The 14,294-nt window shown below is 67.8% G+C and carries 9 protein-coding genes; 2 read left to right on the top strand and 7 right to left on the bottom strand.

The genetic code is table 11. The features are described 5' to 3' along the window. Positions 1 to 13: 13 nt before the first annotated feature. Complete coding sequence (locus tag BLV57_RS01525) at positions 14 to 514, bottom strand: MarR family winged helix-turn-helix transcriptional regulator (RefSeq protein ID WP_091285582.1); 501 nt, start codon at positions 512 to 514, stop codon at positions 14 to 16. Positions 515 to 609: 95 nt separating this feature from the next. Between BLV57_RS01525 and BLV57_RS01520 the strand changes: the two genes are divergently transcribed. Beyond that, on the top strand, positions 610 to 1,155 hold the full coding sequence (locus tag BLV57_RS01520) for a YceI family protein (protein WP_091285579.1): 546 nt from the start codon (positions 610 to 612) through the stop codon (positions 1,153 to 1,155). A gap of 74 nt (positions 1,156 to 1,229) precedes the next feature. Here BLV57_RS01520 and BLV57_RS01515 read toward each other — a convergent pair whose 3' ends face one another. The 5 genes from BLV57_RS01515 to BLV57_RS01495 are packed head-to-tail and all read right to left on the bottom strand — an operon-like array spanning position 1,230 to position 12,220. Beyond that, positions 1,230 to 6,170, bottom strand: coding sequence for an AAA domain-containing protein (locus BLV57_RS01515; protein WP_091285577.1), 4,941 nt, complete (start codon positions 6,168 to 6,170; stop codon positions 1,230 to 1,232). A 38-nt stretch (positions 6,171 to 6,208) separates the two neighbouring features. After that, positions 6,209 to 9,346 (bottom strand): ATP-binding protein, encoded by a 3,138-nt coding sequence (locus BLV57_RS01510; protein ID WP_091285574.1) that lies wholly within the window; start codon positions 9,344 to 9,346, stop codon positions 6,209 to 6,211. Next, positions 9,343 to 9,984, bottom strand: coding sequence for a hypothetical protein (locus tag BLV57_RS01505; protein WP_091285572.1), 642 nt, complete (start codon positions 9,982 to 9,984; stop codon positions 9,343 to 9,345). The genes BLV57_RS01510 and BLV57_RS01505 overlap by 4 nt, the downstream gene beginning before the upstream one ends. After that, the gene (locus BLV57_RS01500; RefSeq protein WP_091285570.1) at positions 9,981 to 11,630 is read right to left on the bottom strand and encodes a CATRA system-associated protein; all 1,650 of its coding nucleotides are present in this window, start codon (positions 11,628 to 11,630) and stop codon (positions 9,981 to 9,983) included. The genes BLV57_RS01505 and BLV57_RS01500 overlap by 4 nt, the downstream gene beginning before the upstream one ends. 2 nt (positions 11,631 to 11,632) lie before the next feature. Beyond that, on the bottom strand, positions 11,633 to 12,220 hold the full coding sequence (locus BLV57_RS01495; protein WP_245757093.1) for a TIR domain-containing protein: 588 nt from the start codon (positions 12,218 to 12,220) through the stop codon (positions 11,633 to 11,635). 300 nt (positions 12,221 to 12,520) lie between these two features. Between BLV57_RS01495 and BLV57_RS01490 the strand changes: the two genes are divergently transcribed. After that, positions 12,521 to 13,477, top strand: a complete 957-nt coding sequence (locus BLV57_RS01490) for an SEFIR domain-containing protein (protein ID WP_176968465.1) — start codon at positions 12,521 to 12,523, stop codon at positions 13,475 to 13,477. Here BLV57_RS01490 and BLV57_RS01485 read toward each other — a convergent pair. Further along, positions 13,474 to 14,082 carry a sigma-70 family RNA polymerase sigma factor gene (locus BLV57_RS01485; protein ID WP_091285565.1) on the bottom strand — a complete coding sequence of 203 codons (609 nt, stop codon included), beginning with the start codon at positions 14,080 to 14,082 and terminating at the stop codon, positions 13,474 to 13,476. The genes BLV57_RS01490 and BLV57_RS01485 overlap by 4 nt on opposite strands. Positions 14,083 to 14,294 lie beyond the last annotated feature (212 nt).

The following is a 14,294-nucleotide window of genomic DNA, read 5'->3' as shown; positions in this document are numbered from 1 at the left end:
CCCGTGCGTTCGCTCACTCTGCTTCGGCGGCTTCCATGGCCGCCTGCGCGGCCTCACAGCGTGGCGAGAGGTTGCTGCGGATCGCCCTGCTGATCTCGCCGAGCGTCTTCACCTGTTCGGGGGTCAGCGGGTCGAACAGGCTCTCCCGCACGGTCTCGACATGGCCCGGCGCGGCCGCTTCGAGCGCGGCGAACCCCCGGTCGGTGAGGATCGCCCAGGCGCCCCGCTTGTCGCTCCCGCACGACTCGCGCCGGACCCAGCCGTTCGCCTCGAGCCGGGCGACGGCGTGAGATAGGCGACTCCGCGAGGCCTTGCGCGCGTCGGCGAGCTCGCTCATCCGCAGGCGCCTGCCAGGGGCTTCGGACAGCGCGACGAGCACGCCGTAATACGCGTGCGGCATGCCGGATTCGTGCTGCAGCTGACCTTCGATGTGCGCCATGAGCATCCCGGTGGCCGCGGTGAACTCACGCCAGACGTTCTGCTCGTCTTCGCTGAGCCATCGGGTTTCGGACATGCCGTCATGATACCCCTAGTTGAGCTCTCAACTAGATCGCGCTATGGTCGTTGTTGAGAGCTCAACCACCAGACTTGCACAAGGAGCACCCCGCCATGAGCGCACCGACTCAGATCCCCGGCTACGTCACCGGCACCTGGGCGATCGACACCGCCCACTCGGACGTCGCCTACAGCGTCAAGCACCTGGGGATCGCCAAGTCGCGCGGCAACTTCACCGGCTTCGGCGGCACCGTGGTGACCGCGGAGAACATCCTCGACTCGCACGTCACCGTCGAGATCGACGCGGCCTCGGTCGCCAGCGGCAACGGCCAGCGCGACGACCACCTGAAGACCGGCGACTTCTTCGACGTCGCGAACCACCCGACCATCACCTTCCGGTCGACCGGCATCCGCGAGGACGGCGGCGACTACAAGATCGACGGCGAGCTGACCTGGCGCGGCGCGACCGTCCCGGTCACCCTCGACGCCGAGTTCAACGGCATCAGCCCGAACCCGTCGAACAACAACGTCGACACCATCGGCGTCTCCGCCTCGGCCACGGTCAACCGCCGTGACTTCGGTGTCGGCCCGGAGGGCAACGCCTTCCTGTCCGAGAAGGTCAAGATCGACATCGAGATCCAGGCCGCGCTGCAGTCCTGAACCCCAGCGGGATAAAGCGGGCTTTATTCCGGGCGCTTTTCCCGGCATAAAGCCCGCTTTATCCCGTTCTTGCCCTAGCCGCGGGCGAGGGTGGCCACGTCGGCCAGGTGGGCCCGGACGTTGGCGGTGAGGCGCTTCAAGCCGAGCCTGTCGAGCACCGCGCGGAAGAGCGCCTCCTCGTCGGCCCAGCCGAGCGTCCCGGCCACCTCGGTCATGACCGCGGCCAGTTCGCGCGGGGGCATGTCGTGCAGATCACGGGGTCCCAGCTCCCGGAGCCGGACGAGTGGCTGGTCCGGGAGGCGGTAGGTGATCGGCCGGACCCCGGATTGCCCGAGCGGGTCGTCCGCCAGCAGAACGCCGCGACGGACCGCCAGGCTCACCGCGGAGTTGAGTGAGCGGGCCAGCTCCGAGCCGACCCGCCGCCCGCCCGAGCTTTGGATGTACACGCGGTGGATCCGCTCGCCGAGCACCGGGCCCTCCACCGCAACGATCTCGGCGATGCCCTCGATCAGCTCGTTGCGTGACACCTCCGAGACCGGTGGCTGGACGCCGGAATACGCCACGTAAGCCTCCGGGCCGACCTCGTCTTCGACGGGCCACTCGGGCTCTACCACCACTTCCGGCTCGGCCATCGGTGTCCAGCCAGCCGGCCGGATCTCCTCGTCGCTCAAGATCTCCCACAGCCCGGCGAGCGCGGCGGCCGGATCGATGTCGAACGCGGACCCCGGGACGCGGACGAATCGCCAGCCACAGCGTTCGAGGTCACGCTGGCGCGCCAGATCGTGGTCATAGGCGTCGGGCCCGTGCCACCGGTCGCCGTCGCATTCGACCGCCAGCCTGCCGTGCCCGCCGACGATCACCAGGTCGATGCGATACCCCTGCGCCTCGTACTGCGGGATCACCGTGTAGCCGCGGTCCACGATCCGGTTGAACACCCGCTGCTCGAACAGCGAGTCGAACGGCTCGACCCGCCGGTCCTCCGGCACCGCCTCGCACGCCACGTCCGCGCGCCCGCGCTCGAGCACGCCGTAGCAATAGTCAAGCAGCTGGAACCGCATGCATTCCCGGTTCGGCAGCTCGTCGGGCCGCACCGAGTGGAACACCCAGACCTGGTCCTTCGCACGGGAAACGGCGACGTTGAACCGCTGGACGTACTGCTCCTGCGTCAATGCCGCCATGCGTTTGTCCGGCATCGGGGCGGCCACCATCGACAGGAACATCACGTCCCGCTCGGAGCCCTGGAAGTCCGCGGCGTCCCCGCAGCGGAGGTCGCGGCTCGCCCATTCCTCACGCGGGATCCGCGCGAGCAGCAGCGACTCGATGGTCTTCGCCTGGGTGGGACCGAGCAGCGAGATGACGCCGAACGTCTTGCCGTCGTAGGCGGGGTCGGCGACGCACTTCTCGATCTGCTCGGCGATCGCCTCCGCCTCGACCGGGTTGCTCTTGTGCGTGACGCCTCGCTCGTAGCCGTCCGCGAGGTAGACCGCCTTGACCGGGTCGAGCCGGTCCACTCCGTACTGCCGGACCGGGATCAGCCGGATGCCGTCCGGCTCGTAGGCGATCCGGTTGGAGAACCCGATGATCTCGGGCACGCACCGGCGATGCTCGGTCAGCGTGATCAGCCCGCCGTAGCGCATCTTGGCCTCGTCGAACAGGCTCCGCTTCGGGTCCTGCCAGGAATCGCGGTACCGGTCGTCTGCCAGGTACTGCCGCGCGAGATCGCGCAGCTCCTGCTGGTCGACGCCCACGGCGGACGGCGAAACCTGCTTGTCGTCGCCGATCACCACGATCTTCTTGGCCAGGTACTGCAGGAACACGGCCTCGGTGCCCGCCTGCGACGCCTCGTCGACCACGACCACGTCGAACATGTCCGGCCGCACGCGCAGCTGCTCGGCGATGCGGTAGATCGGCATGATCCACACCGGCACGGACGGGCGGCAGCGGTCCATCGCCTTGCGGATCTCCGCGCGGCGCTGGTGCCGGTAGGCGCCGGTGTTCTTCCCCGCCCGCTGCACCAGCTGCGCGTACTGGGTCAGGTCGGCGCGCGCGGTGCCGCTGAGCCGGTCCGGGGACGCGGCGTGGTCCCAGGCCCGGCAGGCCGCGACGGCCTCGACCTCCTTCCGGAGGCTCCGCTCGATGCCGCTGATCTGGGACTGCACCGCGTTCACGTCGATCGCGTCCAACTCGGTCACCCAGGCTCGGGTGGCCGCCCAGCGCCAAGCTTCCGCGAACCCCGGAATCCTGGTCTGCCAAACGCTTTCGTGCCGGGTTTCCTCGATCACGCGACACAGCTCCGGCGCGACATCACCGAGCCGCGAGGCGAGGTCATCGCGACGTGCGGCCTGCTGCCGCACCTCCCACAGTCTGGCCAGTTTCCGGTGCGCGGTGGCGAATTCCTCGTGACGGCGGCTCCGCACCGCGCCCAGCAGGTCCACGACGCACCGCGCGGCGTCCGTCCACTGTGCCGCTTCACCGATCAGCGTCTCCAGCTCGCCGAGCGGCTTTCTGGCCGCTGCCAAGGCTTCCTGTGCCGACACGGCGTCCACGAGACCCGCGTACCAGCGGACGTCGGCGAGGTCTGCCCAGTTCGGCGGCGGGAGCTTCAGCCACTGGAGCCGCTGCTCCTCGGCGGTCAGCCGGTCGGCGAGGGCGAGCACCCGATGCAGCTGGGCGAGTTCGGTGACGTGCCATTGCAGCCGTTCCTGCACGGTGTCCTCCGCCGGGATGACCGTGTTCTCCGGCCACGCGCGGTCCAGCGCGGTCAGTGCCTTGGTCGCCTCGGCCCACGCGATGAACGTCTCCAGCTGCGGGATCGACGTCGGCGCGACACCGTCGACCCTGACCGCGTCGAAGAGCGGCTGTGCCTGCTTGACGGTCTTGTGCGCGAACGCGCCGATCTTCGGGGAGCCGTCGGCCAGCGTCTTGATCGTCCCGCCGCCGTCGAGGAACCTGCGCACCTCGGTGGCCAGCGCGACCTGTCCGCCGATGTCGCCTTCCCGCACCGAAACCTCGACGAGCGGGCCGACACGGTTCGCCGAAGTGTCGCAAGTGGACACCAGATCCGCGATCGTCGCGGCCCGTGCTCGCCACGGCTCCGCGCGTCCACATCGGACGTCACGCAGCGCGTCGGCCAGCCACTGCTCGGGGCGGCCGCCGAGCTGCTCCGTTTCGGCGGCGAGTTCGCGCAGCCGCTGCCGGACCTCACCGCGCTGACCGGGTTCCAGCCTCGCCACAGCGGCGAATGCCGGGTGCCTGACGACGCGGGCGAAACGTTGCGCCTGCTCCAGCGCGGCACGTTCGGCCGCGGCCAGCCGCGCGAACCGAGCCGGGTCGGGCAGCCGGTCCAGCTCGATCAATCGGCTTCGGGCTTGCGCTTCGTCGGCTTCGAGACCGCAGTCGAGCAGATACCCGAGCCATTCCGTCGCCTCGCGGCCACTCAGCGGTGGTTCACCCGCGGCGTGCTCGAGCCAGCCGTACTGATCCTGTTCGGCGGTGATCCGCTGGGCGATCGCCGACAGCGTGCCGCGGTAACCCTGGTGTTCGCGGTCCCTGACCTCGCGTTCCCGTGCTTCGAGCAGCCTGCTGTGCAGCTTGGAGCGCTCGCGGGCCAGCCGGTCGATCGTGGCGAGATGGTCCCGGATGACCTGGGCGTTCGCCTCGGCGTCGTGGTCGCTCGCGGCCGCCGCGATCTCCTGGACGGCGAGCTTGAGGTCGGCCATGTCCTCACGTGAGGTGCCGACGACGGCCACGGCGAGCGGCTTGATCTCGTCCGGCAGCTTCTCGCGAACCTCGCGCAGCGCGCGGTCGGTCTGCGCGGTGACCAGCACGCGCTTGCCCTGCGCGAGCAGATGGGCGATCAGCGCGGCGGCGGTGTGCGTCTTGCCGGTGCCGGGCGGCCCCTGCACCAGCGTCTGGGCGAGGACGTCGACCCGCCTGATGACCGACAGCTGCTTGTCGTTGACCGGCATCGGCAGGAACGGCTCGCCGTCGACGTTCAGGATCGCGCCTTCGCCCGCGGCCTGCGGCGCCGACGGGACGTGGTCGGGGTCGAGCAGCGGGATCAGCCCGTCCGGCACCTCGCCGGTCCGGTCTAGCTGGGCGAGCATGGTGTCGAAGATTTCGATCAGGCCTTGGTAGTTGCGCCTGCGCAGGATGAGCGCGGGCGCGAACGCGGCGACCGCGTGCCTGCCGGCGGGCGCGTGCTCGTTCTCGTCGCGGTACTCGCCGTCGGGATCGAGGCTGTGCACGAGCCTGCGGACGAAGTCGCCAGTGGCGGCCCGGTCGAGCGCCGGTCCTTCATAAGCTTTGACATCCGCCTGGATGTCGTTGATCTTTTCGGGCGCGGTGATCAGTCCCGGGTCGACCATGTCCAGTTCGAGCCGCACCGGCTCGCTCGACTCGACGGCACGGACCTCCAGCACCCCGGTCCGGTCGTCGAAATGCACCGCGACGGCGCTGGTGAGCAGATGCCGCTTGATCGGCTCCCAGCTCAAGCAACCGGTGCCGACGATGAGTTCGAAGTCCTCCGGGCTCTCCGTCGACTTGATGTAGATCTGGTGGAGCTTCCCGTAGAGGTCACGCGCCGGGCGGTCGATCCGGGCCTGGTCCGCCCACGATTCCCAGCGTGCGAACCAGCTGCTGTAGCGCGCCCGCATCCGGGTGAAGTCGCTCAGTTCCAGCGTCTTGGGACTGTCCTCATCGGACGGTTCGACAATGCGCTCGCGCAGCGACGGCTCCTCGTCCGGCTGGTCGAGCGGCTCGGTCAGCCACCGGCCCAGCTCGTCGCCCGGGTCCGGCGGATCGGCCACCATCACCCGCTCGACGGCCAGCAGCGGCCCGTCGCCGCCGTCCTCGGACACGGTGATCGCCGGGTGCTCGGGCACATCGGAAAGCCAGAGCACCTCACCCTCACGCTGATAGACGTCCACCGAGCGCACCGGGCTGGACTTCAGCCGCTGCGCACCCCGCAGGAACTCGAACAACCGACGCGCCCGGCCCGCCAACGACGTATCCATCCCACCACCCAAGCTTCTGAAACCCGATCGCTGTCCTCTCAGTGGTTCTCGCGCTGAGCCCGCTCGATCACCTCCTCGACGCGCAGCGGACTAGCCGGGTGATGCGTCAGGCACAACGGCGTGGTGACCTGCCGGAACCCGAAAGCCTCGCTCGCCACGTAGAACTGAGCCCGCTCCAGCCGTGAGATATCGGCGACAGGGCTGCCCTTCGCCCTGGCGAGGTCGTTGGCGGCCGCGATCTGTGCCGGGCTGTTAAGCCTTCCGAAGAACTGGGTCATGGCATTGCCGACGACCTGGTTATGCAAGCCCTTCGGCGCTTGAGTGGCGAACAGGAGTCCAAGCCCGTACTTACGCGCTTGAGAAGCCAGCACGATCGTGCTGCGCGTACTCGCCGTGAGAGTCCCCGAAGCGGCGAGTGTCTGCGCTTCGTCCATCACGAACAACGCACCCAGCGGCTTGTCACCGGCCGGATTCCGCTTGACCCAGGCGAAAAGCTCCATTTGCAGCTGGTTGACGAAGTTCTGCCGCTGCTCCTCGGCGGGCAGCCCGATGAAGCTGATCACGGACACCCGCGCGCGCTTGCCAGGACTCGGGGTGAGCAAAGCACCGGGATCGACGGGCTCTCCCCCACCGGCCAGCAGCGGGTCGTTGACCATCGCGGCCTTGAGCGCCTCGGCCAGATCCCCGGCGACGCGCCCGCTGTTGTTGAGCGTGCTCACGCCTTCGGGCAGATCCGAGAGCACCTCGATCAGCCCGGGCAGGCTCCGCGACCCGGTCCGCGCGTGGTGCACGACCGCCTGCCGCAGCACCGCCAGCCCGATATTGGTCTTGACCGTGGTCCCGGTCAGCCGCACCTGCGGAGCCAGCGTCGCCACGGCCACCTCGACCGCCGCGGCGAACTCGTCCTCGTCGTCGAGCACGCCCGCGAAGTCCGGCAGCGGCTGGAACGCCAGCGGCCTGCCGGAAGCGCGCCCGGGTGTCCACACGACGACGTCTGTTTCGGCGAGGTACCGCTTGGCCTTGTGCGCGTCGTCGGGTCCCCACGCCTCGGGCTCCTCCGGCCAGGCGTCGCCGAGCCGCGCGAGGTCGTTGTTCGGGTCGAGCACGATCGTGGAGACGCCCAGCAAGGCGCACTCTTCGATGATTCGCCTGAGCAGCACGGTCTTTCCGGAGCCCGAGCCCGCGAACACCGCGGCGTGCTTGCGCAACGCGGCCAGTTCGATCCGTATTGGGCCGCCGCCCTTGACCAGCGCGCCGAGTGTGATCTCGCCTTCGACGGATGGCGGCAGGTGTGTGATCTCCTCCTCGGTGACGGCCCGCTCCGGTGGTTCGGTGGCCTGCTCCGGTGGTTCGCCGAGCCGCTGCGGGACTCCGTCCGGCAACACGGCCGACAACAACTTCGACTGACGTGCATGGCGCCGTACCACCAGCCACTCGTGCAGCCCGGCGGGAGCCTCAGCGAACATCCTGTCCAGTGCCCAGAACGTGCGGGCATCCGATTCCGCCAGCTCGAAGTGCTGTCCACCAGCGGCTTTAAATGATTCGAGTTCAGATTGGGTTTTCGGCCCAGGCGACCACGGCAAGTTGCGGAGCAGGATCAGGTGCCGGTTGTCGGCGCCCTGACGCAAGCCCGCCGCAGACCGCGCCTTGCGAAGGCGATGCAGCACAGCGAGGTGATGGGGCGCGAAGATCACCCTGAATGCCCAGTGTTCTTCGAGGTCCGAAGCTTCGTCGAGGGTACAGGTGAGCCAGGCGTGCAGTTCGTTTCGCTCATTGCGAGCGGCCCAAGCCCACTCCAGGTTGTCATTGCCGACCTCGGTGATCCAGCCGCGCAATGCGGCGGCCAGCAGGCCAGGCATGACCTTGTCCTCCGTATGCACGTCGAGCAATGCCGCGACGTCCGCTTCCGCGCACAGCTCCTTGAACCGCGCATCCAGCTCCGCGAAACGGTCCGGCTTCAGCTCGGGCTGCGGTGTGACGACCTTGGCGGCCACCTGATCGTCGAAAGTGGTCAGCTCACGGATCTGGCCGGTGCGCACGCACTGGTCGATATGCGCGCTGACGCGCTTCAGCAGCTCACGCGGTGTCCACTCGTCCCAGTCTCCGTCGAACGCCTCCGGCGCTACGGGCCAAGTCGGGTGCGGCGGAACAAAGCCCATCTCCTTATACGCGGCGCCGAGCCGTTTCGCGATCAGCTCGCGACCGAGTCCGGCGTCGGTGACGCGGCCCAACGTCAGGTGCTCGCGGAAGCGGTCTGGCACCGTGTCGGCAGCCTTGGACTTGATCTGCATCCAGGTGTTGGGCAGGCACGCGAGCACCGTCACCGTCCGGCGGGTCACCTCACGCAATCGCATTAAGCCGTCCGCGATTTGCCCGACGAGCCGGTCGCTTTCGGAGATCGTCCCGATTTCTTTCGTGCTCAGATCGGAGCGCGCGATCAACGTGTCGAGCTGGTCGACGGCAACTACCACCGGCCCGGTCAACGCCAGCAGCTTGCTGATCTCCCGCACGGTCGCCAGCGCGGGCTTTGGCTGCGGCCGGATTCCCCACTTGCCCCGGTCGCCCGCCTTCGACTCCTCGAAGCCGCCGAGGTAGTCGTCACCGATGTAGCTGGTCGTCGTGTCCTCACTGCCGTAGAGCACCATCGCCCGCGCGGTGTCGGCGCACTCGGTCGCGACCTGACGGTCGATCCCGCGTAGTCCTTTGAGGAACTTATCGAGATCCTCTTTGGTCAACCTCCGTCCATTGAGGATTCTTTCGGTGGACTTCGCGTCGATCCCGGCACGCAGGCAGACCCGCCGCAGGAAGCTCGTCAGCTGGGTCGCCCCTGACTCGTCAACACGGGACAGGCCACCGCGCATCGCCTCGGCGGTGTTCTCCCAGAACGCGTCACCCGCGGTGAGGTCGTCAAGGAAGAAGTACCCACGGGCCTGGTACACCTGCCGACGAACGAGCCCGAGCAGGTGCGTCTTGCCGACACCCTTTTTTCCTTGCAGCACAAGGCCGATCGGGCTCGGACCGTCACTGGCCGCGGCGTCCCGGATCCCCTTGTCGACTTCAGCCGCGACGTCGGCATGCAGGCCGGCGACGTGATACGGCGAGTCACGCCAGACGTGGTCGGGGGTGTCGGCCCAGTCGAAGCGCAGGTTCGACAGCGCGGTCAGCTGGTCCATCATGACGCCTCGATGGAGAGCAGGTGGTTATCCTCACCGCCGATGCGGATCGCCGCCTCGCGGTCGGCGGCCGTGAGCGTCTTCCGGTTGGACTCGGGCACCAGGTGCGCCTGCCCCGACCGGCTCAGCTGTCTGAGCATGGCGTCGACGGCTTCGGCGGGCGTGCCGCCGAGGAGCGGCCTCAGTTCAGCCAGCCCCACCCAGTCACGTGGCGCACCCGCGAGCTTGCGGTAGGCGGCACGGATCTGGCTTTCGACGTCCTCGGGAGTCGCCTTCGGCGTGTCCACTTCGGGCGCGAAGAGATCGGACAGGTGCAGCTTTTCGCGCTGCATATAGCTTTCCAGCCCACTAAGCAATACATAGAGCGCACTCACCAGTGTGCTGCGCACAGATGAAGGCGCCGGTTCACCGGCGCGCATCTCATCCTCGCACCAAGCCCAGCCCCGGTCGGTCAGCTCGTGCGCCAACGGACGACCGCGCTTCCGGCTGTCGACGAGGCCAAGCTCGTTCAGCTGCCTGCGTTCCTTGCCGTCGAGCCGGAAGCCCACAATGGACTCCAGCTCGAGGTTGTCCACCTCGCGGGCGAGCACCATGAGCGTGAACAGCGCCGCGGTCTGCTTGTGTCCCAATCGATCCGTCATCCGAGATCCTCTCCCGCCCGGGTCTGATCCCGGAGATTTCCCTTGAATTGGTGCCGGCTGCCGAGGAACCGTTCAACCCACTCGATCGCCTCCTGGGTGTGCGGTGGCACGCCGACGTGCTGATCGCTGCCGTTCTCCGTGGCACGACGCCGGATCGCGAGCGTCAGGTCCGCGCCGAGTTCCTGAGCCCGTGCGTCATCACCCCCGCCGACCGCGCTGGTCAGCGCTTCGACAAGCTCGTCCACGAGTTCCCACAGCCGCGGGCGCAGCCGCGCGGCCGAAACCTGCCGCATGAGGGTTACAAGGTCGACATCGCCAGCGTCGACAAGTCCGACGACACCGGTGAGCTGCTCGACCAGACCGCGCGCCACTTCGGCTGGCCCACGCGAGAGCCCGAGCCGCAAATACCGCAGATTGCCGATATAGCCCGGCAAACTGTTGGGTTCCGTTCCGGCGGTGAGCACCGGGATGAGCCTTCGGTCCTGCCCCAGCGTCCGGTGGAGGAAGAGTTCGACCTCCGCCGCCTGCCATCGGCTGACCTCCTGGTCGACGATCAGGCACAGGTGCCTGGCCCCGTCGTCGGTCTTGGCGAGCAACGTCCGCTCGCCGGACAGCGAAAGCTCGGCGTGGACCCCCTCGGTCTCCAGGTGCCGCACCAGCTCGTTCGCGACCTGCAAGGTGGACCGGGGAGTGCTCACCCGGATCTCGCGCGTGAAGGTGCGGTTCTCGGCACGGACGGCCGCGACGTACGCGTCGCGGTTCTGGGCGAGCAGATCCGTGCGATCGAAATGATGGCCGATGACCGCGGCGACCGTTTCCAGCGCGTAGCTGATCTGGTCGGCCGTGGGGTTCGGCTCCGCGCGGACCGGGAGTTCCTCGCCGAAAGTCCAGTAGGAGACGTAAGGCAGCGTCAGGTGCCGGGACATCAGCTCTGGCGGGACGTCGCGGTCGAGCCAGTTGCTGAACAGTCCCTTGGTCTTGTCGAGGCAGATGCGGCGCCACTCGTCGGCGCGGGCGTACTCGTCGCGGGCGTCGAACCTGGACAGCACCGGCAGAACCGTCAGCCGGGGCCGGTCGTACGGCATCCGGTCGCGGGCCACGTCCGCGCGCTCGGCGATGTAGACCGCGCCGTCCATGCTCTGGACATTGGCCGTGAACAGCACGACGAGCCGGTCAGGGAGGTGAGCCGTGCAGATGCCGCCGACGTCGGAGATGCCGGTGCGGCTGTCGAGCAGGATGAAGTCGTACTCGGCCGTCCACTGCTCGCGGCATCGTTCGAGATAGTCGCCGAATCCCTTGTCGTACAAGCTGTCCCAGTCGATGGCCTGCACCCGGCCGGGGTAGGCGAGGTCGTCACGGCCCGCCGCGATCAGGTCGAGCTTGCCCATTCCGGTGAGCCGGGTCGTGTGCCGGGCCGGCCAGATCCGGTCGGCGAGGAAGTCGTCGACGAGATCCACCACGCCGCCGGCAGGGTCGGCGCTCATCAGCGGCCGGAAGTAGTGGTGCAGACCAGGCGCCTCCAAATCCCAGTCTATGCACAGGACCCGGTGACCCCAGCGGGCCAGCAGCACCGCGATATTGGCGAGTGTGAAGCTGCGACCTACGCCACCCTTGAACGAATAGAACGCTACGACACTGCCCGACATATTCAGAACCTCGGCAGCTTCGAACCAGGGGGCTGCTCGGGCATCGGTGTGCGCACCGGCCAATCCGGTTGCCATTCCGGCACTCGCTGGATGATCTCGACCAGCTCCTCGACCATGTTCTGCACCTCTCGGTGGAAGTCGTGGTATTCGAGACTTTGCTGGTACTGGGGATAAGGCTGGTTCCACCTCTTCAATGACCGCATGCGCCGTTCCCGCGCGTAGCCGGGGAAGTTGACCGAATCGCTGAAGATCACCGGATAGATCAACCGCTCATGGTCCGCGATGCCGGAGACCTTTTCCCGCTCCGCCATGGAGTGCCATTCGGCGAGACACCATTCGTCATGGAAATACTTCGGCGAGCAGACCGGGACCAGCACGCGCGTCCGTTGCAGCGCGTCACACACCTGGCGCGGCCACTTCCCGCCGACACCGACGTTGTCGTCGTAGAAGATCTTCGCCTGGTGTTCGACGTTGTCCTGCAACAAGTCCACCAGCAACGGATAGAAGTGCGTGCGCACCCAGGCGGGCGCGTGCCCGCCGCCCGCGCGGGAGTAGCTGATGAACACGTCGTACTCGTACACCCGCGTCATCGCTCCCTCGTCCCCCGGCCATCGACAGCCACCGATGGTAGGGCGACGGGGCGTAACCGAAACAGGTCCAAAAAATCGACAACTTCTGGACAATTCCCGGCCACGGCATACGCGGAAGACGGCTCCGGCGACTCTGATCGGGAACGACGTCCACAAGCGAAGATCACGCTCAGGGCGGGCGGGACAAAATCACGGAAAAAGACAGAAAGATGACAAGCAGCCGACAAGTCCGGGTGGCGACCGGCGCGCCGGTCCAGAATGCGTGTCACCGAGTTCGAGCGAGCAGGAAAAGGAGCGCCGATGTCCGGCCACGACGCGCCAAGGGTTTTCGTGACGTATTCGCATGATTCGCCTGACCACGTGGAGAAAGTGCAGCTTTTCGCCCGCTTCCTGCGCACCGTCATCGGCTTGGACGTACGGCTGGACCAGTGGGACGACGACCGCAGGCGTGACTGGTCATTGTGGGCGATCGACCATCTGAGGGAGGCCGACTACGTGCTGGTCATCGCCTCGCCCGAGTACAAACGGCGTGCCGACGGCCTGGCACCGCCCGACAAGGGACGCGGCGCGCAGTTCGAGGCCGCGATGATCCGGGACAACCTGACCAGGAACCAGGCCGAGCAGACCGAACGGTTCCTGCCGGTCGTGTTCCCCGGGCGGTCGCTCGACGACATCCCGAGCTTCCTGAATCCGTACTCCACCACGAGGTTCCGCGTCAACGAGTTCACCGAGGACGGGGTGGCCGACCTGATCGCCGCGATCACCGGGCGGGCGCGGTTCCCCATGCCCGAGCGCGGGCACTGGGCGCACGGGGAGGCCGCCGGGTCGCAGAAGGTGTTGCTGGCCAACGGCTTGCCTTGGCTCTCCAGCAGCGCCCAGGTGCGAGTGGGCCCCGCGTCGATCAACGGGGTGCGCTACGAGGACAGCATCGTGTACCGTCCGAAGACGCTCGGCACGGACTCGGTGGGGTTCGTCGAGATCGACCTCGGTGTCTCCTACCGGCGGTTGACGGCGGTCGCCGGGGTGCTCGATGACGCCGCGGAACCGTTCCAGGTAGGACACTTCCGGATCTTTCTCGACGGTGTCCCGCAGCCCGAGATGACCGTCTCGCTCGGAAAGCCGAGCCTCGTCGACCTCGACATCACCGGCGCGCTCAAGATGCGGCTCGAGATGTGCCGGCCGAACCCGTTCGCCGAACGTGGCCCCGCGGCGGTCCGGCTTCCTGAACTGGCCTGGGGTGGCCCGAAGCTGGCCTAGAACTCGTCCCGCTCGATCATCGCGCGCAGCTTGCGCAGCGCGCGATGCTGCGCGATCCGTACGTTGCCGGAGGTGGTGCCGAGCGCGGCCGCGGTCTCGGTGACGGTCAGGCCGGCCATCACGCGGGAGGTGAGGATCTCCTGCTGCATGCGCGGCAGTGTGGCCATCAGGCGGCCGAGCCGGGCGCCGAGATCCGCGTGCAGCGCCTCGTTCTCCGGCTCGTTGGCGGTGAGCGTGGTCTCCGGCAGTTCGGGCATCGGCTCCGACTTGTCCCGCGAGACCGCGCGGTAGGCGTCGACGACCTTCTTGGCGGCGATCGCGCGCGCGAGGTAGTAGAACGAGCCGCCGCGGTCTTCGTAGCCCGGCAGCATCTTGCACAGGGCGAGACAGGCTTCCTGGGCGACATCGTCGGCCGAAAGGTACGAGAAGTCGCGGCGGCCCATGCGGCCACGGCAGTAGCGCACCAGCGCGGGCTCGATGACCTTCAGCAATCTCTGCAGCGCGCCGGGCTCGCCCGATTTGGCCGCCAGCACGAGCGGGCCGAGTTCCTCCTTCGCCCACCGTCCGTCCGATCCGGACGGTGCGGCCACGTCGACGATATCCATGTTCTGCTCCCGGGGGTGATGCGGTTTCCGATGCCCGATGGTCGGCCGGACCACCCGCACATGCCACGGTGCACGGCTTACTGTCCACGTTTTGTCCGGCACTTCCGGAATCGGTCGCCAAAATCGGGACAGTTCCGGAAAACCTGGTACCACGGCATTCCCGCGCGCCGATCCTTGTCGCGTACCCGGAAGATCCCCGAGCGGAAGAGAGT

Origin of the sequence: Amycolatopsis xylanica (assembly GCF_900107045.1) — a bacterium.
GTDB lineage: Bacteria > Actinomycetota > Actinomycetes > Mycobacteriales > Pseudonocardiaceae > Amycolatopsis > Amycolatopsis xylanica.
This window is presented reverse-complemented; position numbering and strand designations above follow the sequence as displayed.

Bases quoted from the DNA above. Each gene is read 5' to 3' on its own strand.
- BLV57_RS01495 (WP_245757093.1), bottom strand. From the start codon at position 12,220: ATGACGCGGGTGTACGAGTACGACGTGTTCATCAGCTACTCCCGCGCG.
- BLV57_RS01485 (WP_091285565.1), bottom strand. From the start codon at position 14,082: ATGGATATCGTCGACGTGGCCGCACCGTCCGGATCGGACGGACGGTGG.
- BLV57_RS01520 (WP_091285579.1), top strand. From the start codon at position 610: ATGAGCGCACCGACTCAGATCCCCGGCTACGTCACCGGCACCTGGGCG.
- BLV57_RS01500 (WP_091285570.1), bottom strand. From the start codon at position 11,630: ATGTCGGGCAGTGTCGTAGCGTTCTATTCGTTCAAGGGTGGCGTAGGT.
- BLV57_RS01515 (WP_091285577.1), bottom strand. From the start codon at position 6,170: ATGGATACGTCGTTGGCGGGCCGGGCGCGTCGGTTGTTCGAGTTCCTG.
- BLV57_RS01510 (WP_091285574.1), bottom strand. From the start codon at position 9,346: ATGATGGACCAGCTGACCGCGCTGTCGAACCTGCGCTTCGACTGGGCC.
- BLV57_RS01505 (WP_091285572.1), bottom strand. From the start codon at position 9,984: ATGACGGATCGATTGGGACACAAGCAGACCGCGGCGCTGTTCACGCTC.
- BLV57_RS01490 (WP_176968465.1), top strand. From the start codon at position 12,521: ATGTCCGGCCACGACGCGCCAAGGGTTTTCGTGACGTATTCGCATGAT.
- BLV57_RS01525 (WP_091285582.1), bottom strand. From the start codon at position 514: ATGTCCGAAACCCGATGGCTCAGCGAAGACGAGCAGAACGTCTGGCGT.